Origin of the sequence: Pseudomonas alvandae (assembly GCF_019141525.1) — a bacterium.
GTDB lineage: Bacteria > Pseudomonadota > Gammaproteobacteria > Pseudomonadales > Pseudomonadaceae > Aquipseudomonas > Aquipseudomonas alvandae.
This window is the reverse complement of sequence record NZ_CP077080.1, coordinates 1,480,310-1,501,082: the sequence shown is the minus strand read 5'-3', so window position 1 is coordinate 1,501,082 and position 20,773 is coordinate 1,480,310. Positions and strand designations below refer to the sequence as shown.

Annotated in this window: 17 protein-coding genes; 10 read left to right on the top strand and 7 right to left on the bottom strand. The window is 63.0% G+C overall.

The genetic code is table 11. The features are described from left to right. Positions 1-72: 72 nt before the first annotated feature. Positions 73-1,254 carry a formate-dependent phosphoribosylglycinamide formyltransferase gene (purT, locus tag KSS97_RS06580; protein WP_030138548.1) on the top strand — a complete coding sequence of 394 codons (1,182 nt, stop codon included), beginning with the start codon at positions 73-75 and terminating at the stop codon, positions 1,252-1,254. A 300-nt stretch (positions 1,255-1,554) separates the two neighbouring features. Here the strand turns inward: purT and KSS97_RS06575 are convergent, their stop codons facing one another. Beyond that, the gene (locus tag KSS97_RS06575) at positions 1,555-3,969 is read right to left on the bottom strand and encodes a glucose/quinate/shikimate family membrane-bound PQQ-dependent dehydrogenase (protein WP_217861326.1); all 2,415 of its coding nucleotides are present in this window, start codon (positions 3,967-3,969) and stop codon (positions 1,555-1,557) included. A 507-nt stretch (positions 3,970-4,476) separates the two neighbouring features. Between KSS97_RS06575 and KSS97_RS06570 the strand changes: the two genes are divergently transcribed. Together KSS97_RS06570 and KSS97_RS06565 are read left to right on the top strand one after the other, a co-directional pair. Further along, entirely contained in the window at positions 4,477-4,707 is a 231-nt protein-coding gene (locus KSS97_RS06570) for a VF530 family protein (RefSeq protein ID WP_030138550.1), read from the top strand. Between the two features lie 30 nt (positions 4,708-4,737). Beyond that, the gene (locus tag KSS97_RS06565) at positions 4,738-5,355 is read left to right on the top strand and encodes a Pr6Pr family membrane protein (protein WP_030138551.1); all 618 of its coding nucleotides are present in this window, start codon (positions 4,738-4,740) and stop codon (positions 5,353-5,355) included. A gap of 173 nt (positions 5,356-5,528) precedes the next feature. On the opposite strand, the gene KSS97_RS06560 is transcribed toward KSS97_RS06565, so the two are convergent. Genes KSS97_RS06560 through KSS97_RS06550 form a run of 3 tightly spaced genes read right to left on the bottom strand, consistent with a single transcriptional unit; the run spans position 5,529 to position 6,875 of the window. Next, positions 5,529-5,738: a DUF1289 domain-containing protein gene (locus tag KSS97_RS06560; protein WP_030138552.1), complete on the bottom strand. Its 210-nt coding sequence runs from the start codon at positions 5,736-5,738 to the stop codon at positions 5,529-5,531. Next, positions 5,735-6,259: a gamma carbonic anhydrase family protein gene (locus KSS97_RS06555; RefSeq protein ID WP_198796568.1), complete on the bottom strand. Its 525-nt coding sequence runs from the start codon at positions 6,257-6,259 to the stop codon at positions 5,735-5,737. Before KSS97_RS06555 ends, KSS97_RS06560 begins: the two co-directional genes overlap by 4 nt. A 16-nt stretch (positions 6,260-6,275) precedes the next feature. Beyond that, on the bottom strand, positions 6,276-6,875 hold the full coding sequence (locus KSS97_RS06550; RefSeq protein WP_030138554.1) for a CoA pyrophosphatase: 600 nt from the start codon (positions 6,873-6,875) through the stop codon (positions 6,276-6,278). A 146-nt stretch (positions 6,876-7,021) separates the two neighbouring features. On the opposite strand from KSS97_RS06550, the gene KSS97_RS06545 reads away from it, so the two are divergent. Together KSS97_RS06545 and KSS97_RS06540 are read left to right on the top strand one after the other, a co-directional pair. Next, a complete protein-coding gene (locus KSS97_RS06545; RefSeq protein ID WP_030138555.1) occupies positions 7,022-7,573 on the top strand; it encodes an NUDIX hydrolase in 552 nt (183 codons plus the stop codon). A 184-nt stretch (positions 7,574-7,757) separates the two neighbouring features. After that, positions 7,758-8,264: a L,D-transpeptidase family protein gene (locus KSS97_RS06540; protein ID WP_217861325.1), complete on the top strand. Its 507-nt coding sequence runs from the start codon at positions 7,758-7,760 to the stop codon at positions 8,262-8,264. Between the two features lie 186 nt (positions 8,265-8,450). Here the strand turns inward: KSS97_RS06540 and KSS97_RS06535 are convergent, their stop codons facing one another. Then, the gene (locus tag KSS97_RS06535) at positions 8,451-8,792 is read right to left on the bottom strand and encodes a hypothetical protein (protein ID WP_217861324.1); all 342 of its coding nucleotides are present in this window, start codon (positions 8,790-8,792) and stop codon (positions 8,451-8,453) included. A 77-nt stretch (positions 8,793-8,869) separates the two neighbouring features. On the opposite strand from KSS97_RS06535, the gene KSS97_RS06530 reads away from it, so the two are divergent. Genes KSS97_RS06530 through nagE form a run of 5 tightly spaced genes read left to right on the top strand, consistent with a single transcriptional unit; the run spans position 8,870 to position 16,043 of the window. Next, on the top strand, positions 8,870-9,601 hold the full coding sequence (locus KSS97_RS06530) for a GntR family transcriptional regulator (protein ID WP_030139601.1): 732 nt from the start codon (positions 8,870-8,872) through the stop codon (positions 9,599-9,601). Positions 9,602-9,618: 17 nt separating this feature from the next. Next, entirely contained in the window at positions 9,619-10,725 is a 1,107-nt protein-coding gene (gene nagA, locus KSS97_RS06525) for an N-acetylglucosamine-6-phosphate deacetylase (RefSeq protein WP_217861323.1), read from the top strand. Further along, positions 10,706-11,728 carry an SIS domain-containing protein gene (locus tag KSS97_RS06520; protein WP_030139603.1) on the top strand — a complete coding sequence of 341 codons (1,023 nt, stop codon included), beginning with the start codon at positions 10,706-10,708 and terminating at the stop codon, positions 11,726-11,728. The genes nagA and KSS97_RS06520 overlap by 20 nt, the downstream gene beginning before the upstream one ends. A 52-nt stretch (positions 11,729-11,780) precedes the next feature. Next, positions 11,781-14,294, top strand: a complete 2,514-nt coding sequence (gene ptsP, locus KSS97_RS06515) for a phosphoenolpyruvate--protein phosphotransferase (RefSeq protein WP_217861322.1) — start codon at positions 11,781-11,783, stop codon at positions 14,292-14,294. Between the two features lie 33 nt (positions 14,295-14,327). Further along, positions 14,328-16,043: an N-acetylglucosamine-specific PTS transporter subunit IIBC gene (gene nagE / locus KSS97_RS06510; protein ID WP_030139605.1), complete on the top strand. Its 1,716-nt coding sequence runs from the start codon at positions 14,328-14,330 to the stop codon at positions 16,041-16,043. 246 nt (positions 16,044-16,289) lie between these two features. Here the strand turns inward: nagE and KSS97_RS06505 are convergent, their stop codons facing one another. Together KSS97_RS06505 and purL are read right to left on the bottom strand one after the other, a co-directional pair. Further along, positions 16,290-16,601 (bottom strand): YqfO family protein, encoded by a 312-nt coding sequence (locus KSS97_RS06505; RefSeq protein WP_030139606.1) that lies wholly within the window; start codon positions 16,599-16,601, stop codon positions 16,290-16,292. A 4-nt stretch (positions 16,602-16,605) separates the two neighbouring features. Continuing rightward, positions 16,606-20,502 (bottom strand): phosphoribosylformylglycinamidine synthase, encoded by a 3,897-nt coding sequence (gene purL, locus KSS97_RS06500; protein ID WP_198796573.1) that lies wholly within the window; start codon positions 20,500-20,502, stop codon positions 16,606-16,608. Positions 20,503-20,773: the final 271 nt, after the last annotated feature.

Here is a 20,773-nt window from a genome sequence, read left to right as displayed (position 1 = left end):
CCGCGCTTTCTCCCCCTGGGAAGCTCGCCCGGCGCGCGCCCCGATGACCCGCTCCTGTTTGAGGACCTTCAGATGACCCGTATCGGAACTCCATTGTCGCCCACCGCGACCCGCGTTTTGTTGTGTGGCAGCGGTGAGCTGGGCAAGGAAGTGGTGATCGAACTGCAGCGCCTGGGCGTTGAAGTGATTGCCGTGGATCGTTACGCCAACGCGCCGGCCATGCAAGTGGCCCACCGCAGCCATGTGATCAACATGCTCGACGGCGCCGCCCTGCGCGCCGTGATCGAGGCCGAGAAGCCGCACTACATCGTGCCGGAAATCGAAGCCATCGCCACCGCCACCCTGGTGGAACTGGAGGCCGAAGGCTTCACCGTGATCCCTACGGCCCGCGCCGCGCAGTTGACCATGAACCGCGAAGGCATCCGTCGCCTGGCAGCCGAAGAGCTGGGGCTGCCGACTTCCCCCTATTTCTTCGCCGACACCGTGGAAGATTACCGCAAGGCTGTGGAAACCCTGGGTTTCCCCTGCGTGGTCAAGCCGGTGATGAGCTCCTCGGGCAAGGGCCAGAGCCTGCTGCGCAGCGCCGATGACGTACAGAAGGCCTGGGACTACGCCCAAGAAGGCGGCCGCGCCGGCAAAGGCCGGGTGATCATCGAAGGTTTCATCGACTTCGATTACGAAATCACCCTGCTGACCGTGCGTCATGTCGGCGGCACCACGTTCTGCGCGCCGGTCGGCCACCGTCAGGAAAAGGGCGACTACCAGGAATCCTGGCAGCCACAGGCCATGAGCCCGGCGGCCCTGGCTGAATCCGAGCGCGTTGCCAAGGCGGTGACCGAGGCCTTGGGTGGTCGTGGCCTGTTTGGCGTCGAGCTGTTCATCAAGGGTGATCAGGTGTGGTTCAGCGAAGTCTCGCCGCGTCCGCACGACACCGGCCTGGTGACGCTGATCTCCCAGGACCTGTCGCAGTTCGCTCTGCATGCCCGCGCCATTCTTGGCTTGCCGATCCCGTTGATCCGCCAGTTCGGCCCATCGGCTTCGGCGGTGATCCTGGTAGAAGGCCAGTCGACCCAGACCGCGTTCGCCAACCTCGGCGCCGCCCTGAGCGAACCGGACACCGCGCTGCGCCTGTTCGGCAAGCCGGAAGTCAACGGCCAGCGTCGCCTGGGCGTGGCCTTGGCCCGCGATGAATCCATCGAAGCCGCCCGCGCCAAGGCGACCCGGGCTTCGCAGGCCGTGAAAATCGAACTGTAAAAGCCCAAGGCTGAACACAATCCTTGTAGGGAAGGGATTTATCTGTGGCGAGGGGATTTATCCCCGCTGGGGCTGCGCAGCAGCCCCAAAGCAGCAAACCCAATCTGCCTGACACCCCGAGTTGTTGGGTTTAGGGCTGCTTCGCAGCCCAAGCGGGGATAAATCCCCTCGCCACAAAAGCTTGTTGTGTTCACAAAAGCCAAAGGCTCGTTGTATTCACAGAAGCCAGCGTGAAATCGGGTATTAAAAAAAAGGCGACACCCGCAAGGGTGTCGCCTTTTTCATGAGCGCTGCTTGGATTTAATCCGGCAGTTTGTAGGCGATCACATAGTCACCCTGCTTGGTGCCCAGGGAACCGTGACCACCTGCAACGACCAGCACGTACTGCTTGCCGTCCTTGCCGGTGTAGGTCATCGGCGTGGTCTGGGCGCCTGCGGGCAGGCGGCCTTCCCACAATTGCTTGCCGTTTTTCACATCGTAGGCGCGCAAGTACTGGTCAAGCGTACCGCTCAGGAACGCCAGGCCACCGGCGGTGGTGAAGGTACCACCCAGGCTTGGAACGCCCATGCTCAGCGGGATCGGCACTGGCGAGCTGTCGCGCACGGTGCCGTTCTTGTGCTTCCACAGGGTCTTGTTGTTGGTCAGGTCCACGGCGGCGACATAACCCCACGCAGGTGCCTGGCACGGCAGGCCCATGGGCGAGAGCAACGCTTCGAGGATCACCCCGTATGGCGCGCCTTTGTTCGGCTGCACGCCTTCGGTTTCACTCTTGCGACCCGGGCCACCCGCCACTTCCGCTGCTGGAACCAGCTTCGACTTGAACGCCATGTAGCTCGGGTTGACGAAGGCGATCTGGCGCACCGGATCGACCGAAATACCGCCCCAGTCAAACACGCCGAAGTTGCCTGGGTAGACGATCGAGCCTTGCAGCGACGGCGGCGTGAACATGCCGTCGTAACGCAGCGACTTGAAGTCGATCCGGCACAACATCTGGTCAAACGGCGTCACGCCCCACATGTCCCGCTCCTTGAGGACCGGCGGCACGAAGTTCAGGTCGGACATCGGCTGGGTGGGCGAAGTGTGGTCGCCCTCCACCGCGCCTTGCGGCACCGGGATTTCCTTGATCGGAATGATCGGCTGGCCATTGCTGCGGTCCAGCACGTAGATGCTGCCCTGCTTGGTCGAAGCCAGTACGGCCGGCTTCACGCCATCGGCGGTCTTCATGTCCATCAGGGTCGGTTGACCGCCGACGTCCATGTCCCACAGGTCGTGGTGAGTGAACTGGAAGTACCAACGCACCTTGCCGGTGGCTATGTCCAATGCGGTCAGGCCAGCGGAATATTTTTCCGATTCCGGGGTACGCATGCCACCGAACTGGTCGGGGGTCTGGTTGCCCATCGGCAGGTAGAGCATGCCGAGTTTTTCATCGACGCTGAACATGGACCACATGTTCGGCGAGTTGCGGGTGTAGGTCTTGCCTTCGGCAATCGGCGTGGTGTCGTCCGGGTTGCCGCTGTCCCAGTTCCATACCAGCTTGCCGGTGTGTACGTCGTAGGCGCGGATCACGCCGCTTGGCTCGTCGGTGGAGACGTTGTCGGTGACGTGGCCGCCAATCACTACCAGGTTCTGGGTGACCGCCGGTGGCGAGGTGGAGTAGTAACCGCCGGCCGTGAAGCCGCCGATGTTCGCGGTCAGGTCGACCTGGCCTTTGTCGCCGAAGTCTTCACACATCTTGCCGGTGTCGGCGTTGAGGGCGATCAGGCGCGTGTCGGCGGTCGGCAGGAAGATCCGCCGTGGGCACACGGTGCTGGCCGGCGTGGTGCTGGCGGTGCCGGTCGGGCTCTGCTCAGCGGACGCGTAGACAGCGTCGTCGTGGTAGGTCACGCCACGGCAGGTCATGTGGGCCCAACCCTTGAAGTTTTCCGCTTTTTGCGTGGAAAGCTTCGGATCGAAACGCCAGATTTCCTTGCCGGTTTCAGGCTCCAGTGCGATCACCTGACTGTGAGGTGTGCACACATACAGCATGCCGTTGACCTTCAGCGGGGTATTTTCCGCCGTGGTCTCGCCCGGGTCGTTCGGCCCTGGCAGGTCACCGGTGCGGAACGTCCAGGCTTCCTTCAGCTTGCCGACGTTCTGGGGGGTGATTTGTGCCAGCGGCGAATAACGGTCGCCGTGAGCGCTGCGGCCGTAGGAGTTCCAGTCCCCGTCCGGCATGGCCGGTGCGGTGTTGGCCATGCCCGGCACGCTGTCGCGGTCCAGTTGACCCTTGATTTCACCGGGGTTGGTAAACTGGCTGGCGAGGGCGGCGATACCGGCGATGATCACCGCGGCGCCCAGCGCTCGGGTGCCCATGGGCGATGCATCGGCGGTCAGCAACGGACGGCGGAACCATGGCAGCAGCAGGACAATGCCCAAGGCAAACAGCATTGCCAGGCGCGGCACCAGTTGCCACCAATCCAGGCCCACTTCCCACAGCGCCCAGACGGTACTCGCGAACAGCAGCAGCGCATACAATCCCAGGGCCGCACGGCGGGCCATGATCAGCAGTACGCCGGTAATCGCCAGGCCGATACCGGCCAGCAAGTAATACAGCGAGCCGCCGAGCGTGCTCAGTTTGATCCCACCGGCCAACAAGGCCAGCCCCATCAATAGAAGCAGAATGCCGAGCAGGCTCGGTAACAGACGGCTTCGACTCAAAGCACCCTCAGTGCCCATAGTTGTATCTCCGTGACGTTTTAAGGAGTCCCGCGCAAGGTGTCACTTTAGATGACGATCCTGGCGGGGCATGGTTCAGTAAAAAAGGTAATTGGGTGGACGCGGACCATTGTGGGAGCGGGCTTGCTCGCGAAAGCGACGTGTCAGGCGACATTAAGGCCGGATGTGAAATCGTCTTCGCGAGCAAGCCCGCTCCCACAGAAAGTCGATCGTCATACGCCAAGAGACAGCGCTATCTCTCAAGTCTGAACGCTGGGTTTTCTTTGATTTTTCTATCGGATCAGGCTGTACGCAGAGGCTCTGTCACAAAAGAAGAAGCGTTTCAGCAAGCGGCGCAAGGATAATGTCCTGTTACAAATAGAGAAAGCGCTTTTGTTGACATGGATCATCTCGGATTCGGTAACAGTGTGCGCAGCTTCACGAAGCCAGGATGAAAGCCATACTTCCACCCAACGGGCACCTCGGCTAAGGTGCGCGGCTTTAGACTTCTTCATGCAAAGGCCCGCCATGACCGAACCGAACAACAACCCGCTGCACGGCGTGACGCTGGAGCAGATCCTCAACGCCCTGGTGCAGCACTACGAGTGGTCGGGCCTGGCCGAACGCATTGATATTCGTTGTTTCAAAAGCGATCCGAGCATCAAGTCGAGCCTGACGTTCCTGCGCAAGACGCCGTGGGCGCGGGAAAAAGTCGAGCGCCTGTACATCAAGCTGATGCGCACCAAGCGGCCCCTCTGAACCGTGGACGTGCGAACCGGTTTCGTGTCGATGCTGGCGTTGCTCGGCTGGGTGGGGTTGAGCGTCCAGCTTTACCTGATCCTGCTGGGTCGCTGGGAATTGGGCGCGAGCCTGTTGGGCGGCTTGGTCAACTTCTTCAGTTTTTTCACGGTGCTGACCAATACCCTCGCCGCCGTGGTGCTGACCTGGGAACTGACCCAGCGTGAATCCGCCGTCCGGCGCTGGTTCCTGCTACCTGCGGTACGCAGCGGCATCGCGGTGAGCATCGCCCTGGTCGGCCTGGCCTATAACGTGCTGCTGCGCCACCTCTGGCAACCGGAAGGCTGGCAGTTTGTCGCCGATGAATTGCTGCATGACGTCATGCCTGTACTGTTCATCATCTATTGGGGGCTGTGGGTGCCTAAAGGCACATTGCGCCTGGGTCACATCGGGCTGTGGATGATTTATCCGCTGGTGTACTTCGCCTACATCCTGCTGCGCGGGGATTTGCTGGCGGCCTACCCCTACCCATTCATTGACGTGGCGAGCCTGGGTTATCCACAGGTGTTCATCAATGCAGGGGGGGTATTGGCCGGTTTTGTCGGGATTGCGCTGGGGGTGGTGGGGTTGGATCGATGGTTGGGGCGACGATCGGTTAAAGCCTTGTGACATGCCCCTGTGGCGAGGGGATTTATCCCCGCTGGGCTGCGCAGCAGCCCCAAAGCATTCAACTCATTCCGCCTGACACACCGAGGCGCCGAATTTGGGGGCTGCTACGCAGCCCAGCGGGGATAAATCCCCTCGCCACAGATAAATCCTCTGCCACAGGGGCGTGTTCACAATCATCGTTTTGCCGGCAACATCCACACCAACCCACTCGCCTTCGCCCGCTCATGACACAAGGCCAACACGCCGCGGCGCTCATCGTTGTCCATCCGGCTCCAACGGGTGATTTCCGCCACGGTGCGCTGGCAACCGGTGCAGGTATCGTCATCATCCAGCGAGCAGATGTTCACGCAGGGCGAAGGAACCGGACGTTCAGGTGCGTTCATTGTTCTTGCTCGGCCAAGTCGCGGGCATAACGCTGCGAATTTTGAACGTAATGCGCCGCGCTGGCCTCGAGCATTTTCTTCTGGGCCTCGGTCAGTTCCCGCACGACCTTGCCCGGCGAGCCCATCACCAGCGAACCGTCCGGGATCTCCTTGCCTTCGCCGATCAGCGAGTTGGCGCCGATGATGCAGTTCTTGCCAATCTTCGCGCCGTTGAGAATCACCGCGTTGATGCCGATCAGGCTGTAGTCCCCCACTGTGCAGCCGTGGAGCATGGCGTTGTGGCCGATGGTCACGCCGGTGCCGATGGTCAATGGATAGCCCATGTCGGTGTGCATCACCGTGCCGTCCTGGACGTTGCTGTCCTTGCCGATCAGGATCAGTTCGTTGTCACCCCGCAACACCGCGTTGAACCAGACGTTGGCGCCCTCTTCGAGGCGAACCTTGCCCACCAGCGTGGCGTTGGGCGCGACCCAGCTTTGTGGGTGGGTTTCGACACGGGCATCGCCCAGGCGGTATTTCATGGGAGTCCTCGGGGCATCATGTATTGATGAAAGTCTTGGGCGGCGTGTGCAGGTCGATACCGGCGTCGTACAGCAAGTTGACCAACTCCACGATCATGATCGCCGTCAAGCCCCAGATCTTGTACCCCTCGAAACGGTAGCTGGGCACGTACCAACTGTGGCCCTGGTAGTCGATGCGATGGGTGTGTTCGCGCGGATCCTTGCGGAAAAACTCCAGCGGCACGCTGAACACCGCGGCGATCTCGGCATCGTTGGCCTGGTATTCGACATAGTCCGGAATCACACCGACGTAAGGCGTGACCTTGATACCGTGCAATGAGATCAGTGGGCTGAGGGGACCGATCACCTCCACCAGGCCAGGGGGCAGGCCAATTTCCTCTTCGGCTTCGCGCAGGGCGGTGAAGATCAGGTCTGGGTCTTCCGGGTCTCGACGTCCGCCGGGGAACGCAACTTCGCCGCCGTGGGTCGAGAGACCGCTGGCGCGCAGGGTCAGCACCAGCTCCGGTTCATCACTGCGCGTGATCGGCACCAGCACCGCCGCTTCAGGGAAACGCCGATCGGTCTCCAGATCGCGCGGCGTATGGTTGCTTACTCGATGCAGTAGCTCGTCCAGCATGAGACTTCTCGATTTATTCGCTGCCTAGCATCATGCACCAATCAGGCAAGCGGCCCAAGCCCCGGACCGCGTCATGTCGCGAAACGACAACTTGCCGATACCGCCCAGTACACGCCAAGATAGGCGCAGCCTCCAGGAATCCCAGCATGAAATTCTGCAGCCAGTGCGGTAACCCGGTAACCCAGCGCATACCCGAGGGCGACTCGCGACTGCGCTTTGTCTGCGACACCTGTCACACCATTCACTACCAGAACCCCAACATCGTGGCCGGTTGCGTACCGACCTGGGGCAGCAAAGTCCTGTTGTGCCGGCGCGCCATCGAGCCGCGGCGCGGTTATTGGACACTGCCGGCGGGCTTCATGGAAAACGGCGAAACTGTCGAGCAGGCCGCCGCGCGTGAAACCGCCGAAGAAGCCTGCGCCCGGGTACGCAACCTGAGTATCTATACGCTGATTGACGTCCCGCATATCAGCCAGGTCCATGTATTCTTCCGCGCCGAGCTGGTGGACGAGGATTTCGCCGCCGGGCCGGAAAGCCTGGAAGTGAAGCTGTTCGAAGAAGCCGATATACCGTGGGACGAGCTGGCTTTCCGCACGGTGGGCCGTACCCTAGAATACTTCTACGCTGACCGGCGGGCCGAGGACTACCCGGTGCGATCCGAGTCGATACCGCCGCTGGCTCAGCCTGCCAATACGTAGGCTCTGTACGAAATGTGTTCGCGCGAAGGCCAGACAAGGCGAAACGGGGCGAGGAAGCGCAGTGTACTGGAGTACATGAGCATTCCGAGCCTCGTTTCAACGCAGTATGGGCAAGTGCGGATACATTTCGTACAGAGCCTAGAAAATCCAATATAGCCGCGACACCTCTAGGGATATCGTTTCAATGCGCTGGTTGCTTGTGCTGTTCTGCTTGTCGTTTACCGCTGTGTCCCAAGCCGCTGCCGTGGGGACCTACAACGGCAAGGTCATCGAAAAAGTCCTGGTGCTCAAATCCGCCCATCAATTGCAACTGGTCAATGATGGCAAGCCCCTCAAGACCTATCGCATCTCCCTGGGCAAGGGCGCCAAGAAAGGCCCCAAACTGATCGAGGGCGACAAGCGCACCCCCGAGGGCTTCTACTGGATTGACTGGCGCAAGGTCAGCGACAAGTTCTACCTGTCGATGCACATCTCCTACCCCAACATCAGCGACGCCGCCCGCGCCCGCCGCGAAGGCGTGGAGCCGGGGGGCATGATCATGATCCACGGCACGCCCGATACGGAAGAAAACCCCGAGCAGTTGTTCCATACCCTGGATTGGACCGACGGCTGCATCGCCATGCGCAATGTGGACATGCGCGAGGTGTGGAACCTGGTGCCGGATGGGACGATGATCGAGATTCGGCCGTAGCCCCATTTTCGCGGCGAGGAGCTCTTGTGGCGAGGGAGCTTGCTCCCGCTGGGTTGCGAAGCGGCCCCCTGCTTTACCAGCCATCACACCGCAGGGGATGCTGACGCATCCAGCGGGAGCAAGCTCCCTCGCCACAGGTTCGGTGTTCCACCGGAATTTTTGTGTCCGTCTTTCGATTTATCGCGATCAAGCTCGCTCCACAATGGATTTTTGTTGTTCACAGAACCAGTGATCGACACCTGCCCCTGTGGGAGCGAGCCTGCTCGCGAAGAGGCCGGCACATTCAGCATCTTCATCGACTGTGTTGCCGCCTTCGCGAGCAGGCTCGCTCCCACAGGAGAAACTCGGTGCCCCAGAAATAAAAATCAAATTGCGTAACCTGCCCTCGGTGCATACCACTGCCCTCAAAAACATCAGCTCGAACACCGTAACTCCACGCACCACCTCCACCACGCTAATACCACTTAAAGCCAACCTTCCAAAAATGCCCCATGAATTCATATCAAGCGCCAGAAGCAGCGTTGACATGGTATTCAAGTGGTATTAGCTTCCACCCCAATCACCGAGCGACAACGCCCACAACAACCGCATCGGACACACCGCACATGAACGACATCCTGGCCCTGCGCCCCGACGACACCCAACCCACCCCGCTCTACCTGCAACTGGCCCGCAACCTCGAAGCGGCCATCCACGCCGGCCAGTGGAAAGCCGAACAAGCGATGCCGTCCGAGCGCAGCCTGAGCGAGCAACTGGGCATTTCCCGGGTCACCGCCCGCAAGGCGCTGGAAGTACTCTTCGAACAAGGCCTGATCCGCCGCAACCAAGGCTCCGGAACGTTCATCACCCCGCGCCTGGAACAACCGCTCTCGCGCCTCAGTGGCTTCAGCGAGATGCTCCGCCTCAAGGGCTTCGTGCCCGGTTCCCAATGGCTGGAGCGGGAAATCACCCCGCCGACCCACGAAGAACTGATCCGCCTGGGCCTGTCACCCACCGACAAAGTCGCCCGCCTCAAACGGCTGCGCAAGGCCGACGACACGGTCATGGCAATCGAGATGAGCACCCTGCCGGCGTCGATCATTCCCAAGCCGCAGGCGGTGGGCGATTCGCTTTATGAATTTCTCGATGGCATCGGCAAACCGGTTGTCCGAGCCTTGCAACACATCCAGGCCATCAACGCCTCGGACGAATTCGCCGCCCTGGTGGGCATCGCCCCCGGCACCGCGATGTTGCTGATGACGCGGGTCGGCTACCTGGAAGACAACACGCCCATCGAAGTCACCGACACCTATTGCCGCAACGACTACTACGACTTTGTCGCAGAGCTGCGGCGCTAGACGACCAGAGAATTCCAATGTCCGAAGACAACATCCTCACCGCCAACGGCTGGATACGCGGCCGCCTGATCCATGAACACGGCAAGGTCGTGTCCGTCGAAGGCCAGCCCTGCGACCCGACGAGCAACGACCTGCCCTACCTGCTGCCCGGTTTCATCGACCTGCATGTGCACGGTGGTGGCGGCAAGGACATCATGGAAGGCGCCCCAGCCTTCGAAACCATCGCCCGTACCCACGTGCGCTTTGGCACCACGGCGTTGCTCGCCACCACCATGACCGCGCCAAGCGAAGAAATCGCCAGCGTCCTCAAGGCCCTCGGTGAGTTCTGCGAACGGCGGCCCAGCGGCAGCGCACGTGTCCTCGGTGTTCACTTGGAAGGCCCTTACATCAACCCCGGCAAACTCGGCGCGCAACCGAATTTCGCCCACACCGCGTTAATGGCCGAGGTGGAAACGTACCTGGCCCTGGCGCCGATCCGGGTGATTACCATCGCACCGGAAATCGCCGGCCACGATGCCTTGATCCGTGCCCTCAGCGTTCGCGGTGTGCGCATGCAGATCGGCCATACCCTCGGCAGCTACGAAGAAGGCGTCGCGGCACTGGCCGCCGGGGCCAGCAGTTTTACCCATTTGTACAACGCCATGAGCCCGCTGCATCACCGCGAACCGGGCATCGTCGGTGCGGCGCTGGCCCATGCGCAATACGCCGAGCTGATCCCGGATCTGCTGCACGTGCACCCCGGTGCCATGCGCGTGGCGTTGCGTTCGATCCCGTGCCTGTATTGCGTTACCGACTCCACCGCCGCCGCCGGCATGCCCGATGGCGAATACAAGCTGGGCAGCCACACCGTGACCAAATGCCTGGGCGGCGTGCGGCTGGCCGACGGCACCTTGGCCGGCAGCACCCTGACGATGGACCAGGCCCTGCGCAACCTGGTGAAGATCGGCCTGCCCCTCGACGACGCCTCCCGACGCCTGTCGCAATTCCCCGCCGACTACCTCGGCCTGCCCGAGCGCGGACGCCTGCATCCCGGCGCCTGGGCCGACTGCGTGCGCCTTGACCGTGCCCTGAACCTGATCGACGTAATGGTCGAAGGAGAAGCCGTTGACTTCCAAAATGCTTGAAGAGGCCCTCGCCTCAGCCGAAGCCGTCGAGCGTCAATTGCAGCGACTGGATCCGACGCTGGCGGAAATCGCCGGACGCTTGCGTCGTCAACCGCCGCAAGTGGCGATGACCGTGGCTCGGGGCAGTTCCGACCACGCCGCCAGTTATTTCGCTTACCTGACCATGCAGCAATTGGGCTTGCCGGTGGCATCGCTGCCGATGTCGGTGGTCACGCTGCAACAGGCGCCGCTGAAGGTCAGCGGCCAGGTGGCGTTCGCGTTCTCGCAGTCGGGGCAGAGCCCGGACCTGGTCAACAGCCTGCGCCTGTTGCGCAAGCGCGGCGCGTTGAGCGTGGCGATGGTCAACGCAGAGGATTCTCCGCTGGAGGCGGCCTGCGAATTCAGCGTGCCGTTGTGCGCCGGCATCGAGAGCAGTGTAGCCGCGACCAAGAGTTTCATTGCCACCCTCAGCGCCAGTGCGCGGTTGGTGGCCCACTGGAAGGACGACACCGAGTTGCTCGAAGCCGGCCATGCGCTGCCCGAAGGCCTGCGCGACGCGGCGAGCCAGGATTGGAGCGCCGCCGTCGAAGCGCTGCGTGACTGCCAACGGCTCATGGTGATTGGTCGTGGCGCCGGTTTTGCCATCGCCCAGGAAGCGGCACTCAAGTTCAAGGAAACCTCGGCGATCCAGGCCGAAGCCTTCAGCAGCGCCGAAGTCCGTCACGGGCCGATGGCCCTGATCGACGAAAACTATCCGCTGCTGGTTTTTGCTCCGCGCGGTGCCGAGCAGGCTGGCGTGTTGAGCCTGGCCGCCGACATGCGCGAGCGCGGCGCCCGGGTACTGCTGGCCGCCCCCGATGACATCGCCGAGCGCGACTTGACGCTGAGTCGCGCCGGGCATCCAGCCCTGGACCCGATCCTGGCGATCCAGAGCTTTTACGGCATGGCCGCCCGATTGGCCGTGGCCCGAGGCCTGGACCCCGATCAGCCACGGCACTTGAGCAAGGTCACCCGGACCCACTGAACCGCCAGCGTTCTTTTCATGCAAGGCCAATGATCCCAAAGAGAGCGAGCCCATGCCCAACAACAATAAAGAGCTGATCCTCAGCGCCCCGCTCAGCGGTCCGGTGCTCACCCTCGCCAACGTGCCGGACGCGGTGTTCGCCAGCGGTGCGATGGGCGATGGGATCGCCATTGATCCACTGAACGATACCCTCTACGCCCCCTGCGACGGCGAGGTGATCCACGTCGCTCGTACCGGCCACGCCGTAACACTGCGGGCCGACAACGGCGCCGAATTGCTGCTGCACCTCGGGCTGGACACCGTCGAGTTGCAGGGCGACGGTTTTTCCATACTGGTCAAGGAAGGTGCGCGAGTCAGCAACGGCCAGGCGCTGCTGCGCTATGACCTGGACAACGTGGCCCAGCGCTGCAAAAGCCTGGTCAGCCTGTTGGTCATCACCAACGGCGAACACTTCCAGGCACGGCCGATCACACTTAAAGGCGTCAAGGTCGGCGAACCGTTGCTGCACATCGTCAGCAAGACACCGAATGAAACACGTGACGATGAGTTGGACGTCGGCATCGAGGTGTTCGGCCAGATCCGTATCGCCCATCGGGGAGGCCTGCACGCCCGACCGGCAGCCTTGGTCCGCCAGACCGCGCAAGGGTTCAAGAGTCGCTCGCAGCTGCACTTTGGCGGTCGGTCGGCGTCCTGCGACAGCGTCATGGGCATGATGGGCCTGGCGATCAACGAACAGGCTGAGGTGCATGTCAGTTGTCGCGGCAGCGATGCCGAAGCGGCGTTGCAAGCGCTGTTGACCACCCTGTCCACGGCCCTGGCCGAAGAGGCTCATACCCAGGCGCCCCAGGCCAAGGCACCGAGCCGGGCCGCTGAAGAGGGTGTGCTGCACGGCGTCTGCGCCGCCCCCGGACTGGTCAGCGGGACGCTGGTCCGGCTGGAGGGCATTCAATTGCCCGAGGATGTCGGTGGACATGACGTCGAAGAGCAACGTCAACGACTGCGCCAAGCCCTGGCCCACGTCAGTCGCGACATCCAGATCACGCTGGAACACGCCAAGGCCCGGCGCCACATCGATGAGCAGGCCATTTTCAGCGCCCATCTGGCGTTGCTGGAAGACCCGGTCCTGCTGGACGCCGCTGACCTCTCGATCGATCAGGGCCGTGCCGCGCCCCATGCCTGGAGCCAGTCCATCGACATGCAGTGCCAGGTGCTACGGCAATTGGGCAGTGCACTGCTGGCCGAGCGCGCCAATGATTTGCACGACCTGCGCCAGCGGGTTCTGCGGGTGTTGCTGGGTGAAGCCTGTAAGTTCGACGTACCGACAGGCGCGATCGTCGCCGCGCGAGAGCTGACCCCCTCAGACCTGTTGCAACTCAGCGCCCAAGGCGTGGCCGGCGTATGTATGGCCGAAGGCGGCGCGACCTCCCACGTGGCGATCCTGGCCCGGGGCAAAGGCCTGCCCTGCCTGGTGGCGTTGGGCGAGGCCCTGCTTGCACAGGCGCCGGGCCAATCGGTGGTGCTGGACGCAGACGGCGGCCGCCTCGAACTCACGCCAAGCGCCGAGCGACTGACACAAGTGCAGCAAGTGCACAGTCAACGCGTCGCCTTGCGCGCCCAGCAACAGACCCTCGCCCATACGCCGGCGCGAACGGTTGATGGAATAGGGATCGAAGTCGCCGCCAACGCTGCCTCCAGCATCGAAGCGGGCGAGGCCTTCGCCAACGGTGCCGATGGCATCGGCTTGCTGCGCACCGAATTTCTCTTCGTCGACCGCCACACCGCCCCCGACGACGAAGAACAACGCGAGGCCTATCAGGCCGTGCTCGATGCCATGGGCGACAGGCCCGTGATCATCCGCACCATCGACGTCGGTGGCGACAAGCAATTGGACTACCTGCCGCTGCCGGCCGAAGCCAACCCGGTGCTCGGCCTGCGAGGCATTCGCCTGGCCCAGGTGCGGCCGGAACTGTTGGATCAGCAATTGCGGGCGCTGCTGCAAACCCGTCCACTGCAGCGCTGCCGCATTCTGTTGCCGATGGTCACCGAGGTTGACGAACTGCTGCACATCCGCCAGCGCCTTGATGCCTTGGCCGCCGAACTCGGCCTGGAGGAGCGCCCGCAGCTTGGGGTGATGATCGAAGTGCCAGCCGCCGCACTGCTCGCCGAACAGCTGGCCGAACACGCGGATTTCCTGTCCATCGGCACCAACGACCTGTCCCAGTACACCCTCGCCATGGACCGCGACCACGCCGGTCTCGCCGCCCGGGTCGATGCCCTGCACCCGGCGCTGTTGCGGCTGATCGCCCAGACCTGCGTCGGTGCGGCCAGGCATGGGCGCTGGGTCGGGGTGTGCGGGGCCCTGGCCTCCGATCCGCTGGCGACGCCGGTGCTGATCGGGCTGGGTGTACGGGAACTGTCGGTCAGCCCGCCGCAGGTCGGTGAGATCAAGGACCGCGTACGCCACCTGGATGCCGCCCAGTGCCAGCGCATCAGTACCGACTTGCTGAACCTGGCCAGCGCCGCCGCCGTGCGCCAGGCCTGTCATCAACATTGGCCCCTGGGCTGAAGCCCGTCGAAGAACAATAAAAGGAGAGACGCCATGTACCAGCATTTCATCGAAGGGCTGCAACGCCTCGGCCGGGCGCTGATGCTGCCGATCGCGATCCTGCCGATCGCCGGCCTGCTCCTGCGCCTGGGTGACACGGACCTATTGAATATCGCGATAATCCACGACGCTGGCGAAGCGATTTTTGCCAACCTGCCGATGATCTTCGCCATCGGCATCGCCGTGGGGTTCGCCCGGGACAACAACGGCACCGCCGGACTGGCCGGGGCCATCGGTTACCTGGTCATGATCGCGACCCTGAAGGTGCTCGACGCGACCATCAACATGGGCATGCTCGCCGGGATCATCAGTGGCCTGTTGGCCGGCGCGCTGTACAACCGTTTCAAGGACATCAAGCTGCCGGAGTACCTGGCGTTCTTTGGCGGCCGGCGCTTCGTGCCGATCGTCACCGGTTTCAGCGCCGTCGGCCTGGGCCTGGTGTTCGGCCTGGTCTGGCCGCCGATCCAGCACGGCATCAACAGCTTCGGCGAGCTGCTGATGGCCAGCGGTAGCTTCGGTGCGTTCGTCTTCGGTGTATTCAATCGATTGCTGATCGTCACCGGCCTGCACCACATCCTCAACAACATGGCCTGGTTCATCTTCGGCAGCTTCACCGACCCGACTACCGGCGCGGTGGTCACTGGCGACCTGACCCGTTATTTCGCCGGCGACCCCAAGGGCGGCCAGTTCATGACCGGCATGTTCCCGGTGATGCTTTTCGGCCTGCCCGCCGCGTGCCTGGCGATGTACCGCAACGCCCTGCCCCAGCGGCGCAAGGTCATGGGCGGGATCCTGCTGTCAATGGCGCTGACTTCGTTCCTGACCGGCGTCACCGAGCCGATCGAATTTGCGTTCATGTTCCTTGCGCCGCTGTTGTACCTGGTCCATGCGCTGCTCACTGGCCTGTCGATGGCGGTGACGAACCTGCTGAATATCCACCTGGGCTTTACCTTCTCGGGCGGTTTCATCGACATGGTCCTGGGCTGGGGCAAATCCACCAACGGTTGGTTGGTCATCCCGGTGGGCCTGGCCTACGCGGCGATTTATTACCTGGTGTTCGACTTCTGCATCCGCCGCTTCGACCTGAAGACGCCGGGGCGTGAGGAAGTACCGGTGGGCGACAAACCGGTCATCGCCGAAAACCAACGCGCCGCTGCGTATATCCAAGCCTTGGGCGGTGCCGACAACCTGATCACTGTTGGCGCCTGCACCACCCGCCTGCGCCTGGACATGGTGGATCGCGGCAAGGCGTCCGACGCCCAGCTCAAGGCCCTCGGCGCGATGGCCGTGGTCAGACCGGGTAATGGCGGCAGCTTGCAAGTGGTGGTGGGGCCGATGGCGGATAGCATTGCGGATGAAATTCGCTTGGCGTTGCCCTCTTCCGAACGACCAGCCAGCGCGCCCGTGGCCGCCGTAGCTGAGCCTGTCCCGCCGACAGTCGTCTCCGAGGCCGAAGCACAACAATGGCTCGCGGCCCTGGGCGGTGGCGGGAATGTGTTGCAGCTCGATTGCGTGGCGATGAGCCGTTTGCGGGTGCAACTGGCCGATGGCAAGGGATTGTCGGAAAACCAGCTCAAGGCGCTTGGGTGCCAGGGGATCAGCTCACTGGACGGTGGCGTTTGGCACTTGCTGCTGGGGGAGAAAGCGCCGGGGTTGTGGCGGGCGTTGGAGGTGGTGATGGTGAGCCCGAGGGCTGGGATCAAGGCTTAGAGCCCCACAATATAATCCCTAACAGGACACAATTTGTGGCGAGGGGATTTATCCCCGCTGGGCCGCGAAGCGGCCCCCTAAGCAGCCAGCCCCATCTGCCTGACACACCGGGAGTCAATATTTGGGGCTGCTGCGCAGCCCAGCGGGGATAAATCCCCTCGCCACAGTTATATGTAAACAGAAATGGAGGGCAATAAAAAACCCGCTGAATCGATCAGCGGGTTTTTTATTACAACAGCGGGAGAATCAGAATTCCTCCAACCGCCACACCTCATACGCCGGTGTCTCGTAGGGATGGCTCTGTTTCAGCGCCTCCACCACGGGGCGGATCAACTCATCGGCGACAACAAGCTCTACCTTCCACTCCTCGACCTGCTCGACCTGCCCGGCCTCGCCGATGAACGGCTGGCTGCCGTCCAACGGGCGAAACTGACCCAGGCCCAGCACCTGCCAGGCGCAGTGGTCATAGTCGCCGATTCGTCCGCCACCGGCAGCGAATACGGCGCTTTTGACCTCGTCCACATGACTGGCCGGGACGAAGAAGCAGAGCTTGTACACCGCCTCAGTTCACCCAGACGCGGGCGTTGCGGAACATGCGCATCCATGGCGCGTCTTCGTTCCAGTCGTCCGAACGCCACGAGTTCTGCACCGCGCGGAACACCCGCTCAGGGTGCGGCATCATGATCGTGACGCGGCCGTCGCGGCTGGTCAGGCCAGTGATCCCGCGCGGCGAGCCGTTCGGGTTGGCCGGGTAGGTTTCAGTGACCTTGCCGTGGTTGTCGACGAAACGCAGCGACACGCAACCGGACAGGTCGGCTTCGAGCAACGCTTCTTCGCTCTGGAACTCCGCATGGCCTTCGCCGTGGGCGATGGCGATCGGCATGCGCGAACCGGCCATGCCCTGCAGGAAGATCGAGTTCGATTCTTGCACCTGAACCATCGCGACACGGGCTTCGAACTGCTCGGAACGGTTACGCACGAAGTGCGGCCAGAACTCGCTGCCCGGGATCAGCTCGTGCAGGTTGGACATCATCTGGCAACCGTTGCACACGCCAAGGGTGAAGCTGTCGGTGCGTTCGAAAAAGCCTTGGAACGCATCGCGGGCGCGGCTGTTGAACAGCGCCGACTTGGCCCAGCCTTCACCGGCACCCAGCACGTCACCGTAGGAGAAGCCGCCGCAGGCGACCATGCCCTTGAAGTCGTTCAGATCGACACGACCGGCGAGGATGTCACTCATGTGCACGTCGATCGCGTTGAAACCGGCGCGGTCGAACGCTGCCGCCATCTCCACCTGGCCGTTGACGCCCTGCTCGCGCAGGACGGCCACTTGTGGGCGAATGCCTTTCTTGATGTACGGCGCGGCCACATTGTCGTTGACGTCGTAGCTGAGCTTGGCGCTCAGGCCCGGATTGTCTTCTTCCAGCAGCGCGTCGAATTCCTGCTCGGCGCATTCGACGTTGTCACGCAGGCGCTGGATCTGGTAGCTGGTCTCGGCCCACTGGCGCTGCAACAGGCGGCGCTGGCCTTCGAAGACGGTGTCGCCGTTGAAGGTGATGTTGATGTGGGCGTTGTTGATCGGCTGGCCGATCACCGAGACGCACTCGGCCAGGCCGGCGGCGCTGAACTGGGCGAGGATGTCCGGGGTGGCGTCCTGGCGAACCTGGATCACCGCACCCAACTCTTCGTTGAACAGGATCGCCGGGATCTCGGCGGCGGATTCGGCGACGCTGTCCAGGGTCAGGTTCAGGCCGCAGTGACCGGCGAAGGCCATTTCCATCACGGTGGTCAGCAAGCCGCCATCGGAACGGTCGTGGTAGGCCAGCAGGTGACCGTCGGCGTTGAGGCCCTGGATCACGGCGAAGAACGCCTTCAGGTCTTCGGCATCGTCGACGTCCGGCGCTTGCGAGCCGAGCTTGCCATGCACCTGGGCCAGGATCGAGGCGCCCATGCGGTTCTGGCCACGGCCCAGGTCGATCAGGATCAGGTCGGTGGTGCCCTTGTCCATGCGCAGTTGCGGGGTCAGGGTCTGGCGGATGTCCGTGACCGGGGCGAAACCGGTCACGATCAGCGACAGCGGCGAGGTCACGCTCTTGTCCACGCCTTCGTCATTCCAGCGCGTGGCCATGGACATGGAGTCCTTGCCCACCGGAATGGTGATGCCCAGCTCAGGGCACAGCTCCATGCCGACAGCCTTGACGGTGTCGTACAGGCGGGCGTCTTCACCCGGGTGACCGGCGGCGGACATCCAGTTGGCCGACAGCTTGATGTCGGAAATCTTGCCGATGCGCGAAGCCGCGATGTTGGTCAGGGTTTCGCCGATCGCCATGCGGCCCGACGCCGGGGCGTCCAGCAGCGCCAGCGGCGTGCGCTCGCCCATGGCCATGGCTTCGCCGGTGTAGACGTCGAAGCTGGTGGCGGTCACGGCCACGTCGGCCACCGGTACCTGCCACGGGCCGACCATCTGGTCGCGGGCCACAAGGCCGGTGATGGTGCGGTCGCCGATGGTGATCAGGAAGCTCTTGCTCGCCACGGCCGGGTGATGCAGCACGCGCTCGATGGAATCGGCGATGTCGAGGGTGGACGGATCGAAATCGTCGCCCAGCTCGGTTTCGCGAACGGCCGAACGGTGCATGCGCGGGGCCTTGCCCAGCAGCACTTCCAGCGGCATGTCCACCGGGCTGTTGCCGAAATGGCTGTCAGTCACGGTCAGTTGCGGTTCGGCGGTGGCTTCACCGACCACGGCGAACGGGCAACGCTCGCGCTCGCAAATGGCCTGGAAGCGCTCGAAGTCGGCCGGGCCGACCGCCAGGACATAACGTTCCTGGGATTCGTTGCTCCAGATTTCGTGCGGGGCCATGCCCGGCTCGTCGTTCGGAATGTTGCGCAATTCGAAGCGACCACCACGGCCACCATCGTTGACCAGCTCCGGGAAGGCGTTGGACAGGCCGCCCGCGCCGACGTCGTGGATGAAGCTGATCGGGTTGTGCTCACCCAACTGCCAGCAACGGTCGATGACTTCCTGGCAGCGGCGTTCCATTTCCGGGTTTTCCCGTTGGACCGAAGCGAAGTCCAGGTCTGCCGAGCTGGTGCCGGTGGCCATGGACGAAGCCGCGCCGCCACCCAGGCCGATCAACATGGCCGGGCCGCCGAGGACGATCAGCTTGGAGCCGACCACGATCTCGCCTTTCTGCACGTGTTCGGCGCGGATGTTGCCCATGCCGCCGGCGAGCATGATCGGCTTGTGGTAGCCGCGAACCTCTTCGCCACGTGGAGTGGTGATGGATTGTTCGAAGGTACGGAAGTAGCCAGTCAGGGCCGGGCGACCGAATTCGTTGTTGAACGCCGCGCCGCCCAGTGGGCCTTCGATCATGATGTCGAGGGCGTTGACGATGCGCTCAGGCTTGCCGTACGGCTTTTCCCACGGCTGTTCGAAGCCCGGGATCTGCAGGTTCGACACGGTGAAGCCAGTCAGGCCGGCCTTGGGCTTGGCACCGCGACCGGTGGCGCCTTCGTCGCGGATCTCGCCACCGGAACCGGTGGACGCGCCCGGGAACGGGGCAATGGCCGTCGGGTGGTTGTGGGTCTCGACCTTCATGAGGATGTGCACCGGCTCCTGGACCGCACCGTACTGGCGGGTCTCAGGGTTCGGGTAGAAACGACCGGCAACGTTGCCGACGATGACTGCGGCGTTGTCCTTGTAGGCCGACAGCACACCTTCGTTGTGCATCTGGTAGGTGTTCTTGATCATGCCGAACAGGCTTTTTTCCTGGCTCTGGCCGTCAATGTCCCAACTGGCGTTGAAGATCTTGTGGCGGCAGTGCTCGGAGTTGGCCTGGGCGAACATCATCAGTTCGATGTCATGCGGGTTGCGCTTCAAGCCCTGGAAGGCGTTGACCAGGTAATCGATCTCGTCTTCGGCCAGGGCCAGGCCCAGCTCGGCGTTGGCTTTTTCCAGCGCGGCACGGCCACCGCCCAGCACGTCGATGGCGGTCAGTGGCTTGGGTTCGGCGTGGCTGAACAGGCCGGCTGCCTGTTCCAGGTTGCCCAGGACGACCTGGGTCATGCGGTCATGCAGGCCATCGGCGATCAGTTGGGCCTCGGCCTCGCTGAACTCACCGGCGACGTAAAAGGCAATGCCGCGCTCCAGGCGCTGGATTTTTGCCAGGCCGCAGTTGCGGGCGATGTCGCTGGCCTTGCTCGACCATGGCGAAATGGTGCCGAAACGCGGCAATACCAGGAACAGGCGACCGGTTGGCTCCTGGACCGGAACACTTGGACCGTACTTCAGAAGGCGCGCGAGCACCTGCTGTTCGTCGCCGGTCAAACCGCCGGTGACTTCGGCGAAGTGAGCGAATTCAGCATACAAGCCGCTGACAGCCGGGACTTTCTGGCTCAGTTGCTCAAGAAGTTTGCTGTGGCGAAAGGCAGAAAGGGCAGGAGCGCCGCGCAGGATCAACATCTTCGGGACAGCCTCGGGAAGGGGTGTGCTTTGAGGCCGTGCATTCTAGCCTAAACCGCTGGCGACGGCACCCGAAACGGTACGTGTGATGCCAGCCGAACGTCGGTCGTGCCGCCCGCCGCTCGCTGGCGCGGTCATCGGGCGCGCGCGCCGGAGTTATTTTTTATCGCAAGGAACCCCGCCGGGCGCCGGCCCGCCTGGCTCGCGGACATGTTTCGCAACCTCTAGCAGACTGGCCTTTTGCTGTCGATATATGGCGGTCGAGGCCGTT